A 1,885-nucleotide genomic window follows, 5' to 3' on the forward strand; every position below is an offset into this window, starting at 1 on the left:
GAGCTAAGGGGATTTCACTTGAAACAAACAATTTACATGGTGTAAGCTCTTTACCATAGAATGCTGCCGTTTTTTTAGCAATTTGAACTATATAGTTTTGGTCATCTTTTGGGAAAATAGCCATCTCTTCACTCAATGGATTAACTTCCCAGTTGTCTGAAATAGACCCGTATAATTCTAAATAAAGCCCTAGGGCCATCCCCATCGAATCAAAGCCTGGTCCAAGGTTCGCGGTGCTTGCCGGTACACGAATTAAAAACATATCTGCCTCACTCATACTTGTTTCACTCCCTGAAGATGTTCAATTATTACTTGTTCATCCATTGGAAGCAATGTTGGAGTAATAGAGCTTGTATCAACAGCAGTATTCGGATCTTTTAATCCATTTCCTGTTAACACACATACGATTTGACTGCCTTTTTTAATTTCGCCAGTTCTTAATTGCTTGATTACACCGGCAATACTTGCACATGAAGCTGGCTCAGCGAATACACCTTCTTCACTCGCTAATAAGTGGTATGCTTCTAAGATTTGTTCGTCTGATACTTCGTCAATTTTACCGTTTGATTCTTGTGCTGCTTCAACAGCTGTTTTCCAGCTAGCTGGATTTCCGATTCGAATAGCTGTTGCAATGGTTTCTGGATTTTCAAATACACGATTATGAACAATCGCCGCTGAACCTTCTGCTTCAAATCCTCTCATTTCTGGAAGACCTGTTTGCTTACTCGCATTGTATTCTTTAAAACCTTTCCAGTAAGCAGTAATATTTCCTGCATTCCCTACTGGAAGTGCTACAATATCTGGTGCAGAGCCTAAAGTATCACAGATTTCAAATGCTGATGTTTTTTGACCTTCGATACGATATGGGTTTACTGAGTTTACTAGCGCAATTGGTGATTTGGCACTAATATTACGAACAATTTCAAGTGCATTATCAAAGTTACCGTCAATGGCTACAATTTCTGCACCATACATAACAGCTTGAGCAAGTTTACCCATTGCAATCTTCCCATTAGGAATCACTACGATACATCGTAATTTTGCACGTGCTGCATAAGCTGCAGCTGCAGCGGATGTATTTCCTGTTGAGGCACAAATAATCGTGTCTGCACCATCTTCAATGGCTTTTGCAACAGCAAATACCATACCTCGATCCTTGAATGATCCTGTAGGGTTTGCACCTTCATATTTAACATATAGTTCAACACCAAATTGTTCAGATAAATTGGAACATGTAATAAGTGGTGTATTTCCTTCTAAAAGGGTTAATTCAGGTGTATTTTCAGTTACAGGTAAAAACTCTCTGTATTCCTTGATTAGACCTTGCCAACTCACTTATTATTCTCTCCTTCAACACGATATGTGCTTTTTATTTCTTTAACCCTATCATAATCATTCAGGTTTTGATTGATTTTCTCAAAAGCGTCAATCGATGCTGTATGTGTAACTAAAACAAGCTCAGAAGAATCCTTTTGCTTAGTTGGAAGTTGGAGAATTTTATCAAATCCAACACCATGTTCAGCAAATATATTTGTAATTTTCGCTAAAACTCCTACTTCATCCTTAACGGTTAGACGTAAAAAGAACTTCGCAAAAATCTCGGAAGGACTTTTCAACGCTTTCTTGAATTGAGGGGCAATGGCACTACGACCATTCACACCTAATCCCATATTTTTCACTACGGCAACTAAATCGGATACAACTGCAGTTGCTGTTGGAAGACTTCCTGCTCCCGGACCATAGAACATCGTTTCTCCGATGGCTTCTCCGTATACATAAACCGCATTGTATTCATTGTTCACAGAAGCTAAAGGATGCGTATCAGGTAATAATGACGGTTGTACGCTTACTTCTACTTTATCATCATCTGTTCTTGAAGCCACCC

2 protein-coding genes and 1 pseudogene are annotated in these 1,885 nt (G+C 38.9%); all 3 read right to left on the reverse strand.

Translation table 11 applies throughout. The annotated features are described in order from the left end of the window. A pseudogene (locus AC11ZT_RS13040) lies at positions 1-277 on the reverse strand (homoserine kinase); the annotation flags it as partial. Then, positions 274-1,335 (reverse strand): threonine synthase, encoded by a 1,062-nt coding sequence (gene thrC / locus AC11ZT_RS13045; protein WP_484060017.1) that lies wholly within the window; start codon positions 1,333-1,335, stop codon positions 274-276. The gene thrC and the pseudogene AC11ZT_RS13040, both read right to left, overlap by 4 nt. Further along, a partial coding sequence (locus tag AC11ZT_RS13050) for an ACT domain-containing protein (protein WP_484060018.1) occupies positions 1,332-1,885 on the reverse strand: 554 nt, incomplete at its 5' end. The genes AC11ZT_RS13050 and thrC, both read right to left, overlap by 4 nt.

It is taken from the genome of Ectobacillus sp. (assembly GCF_056992975.1).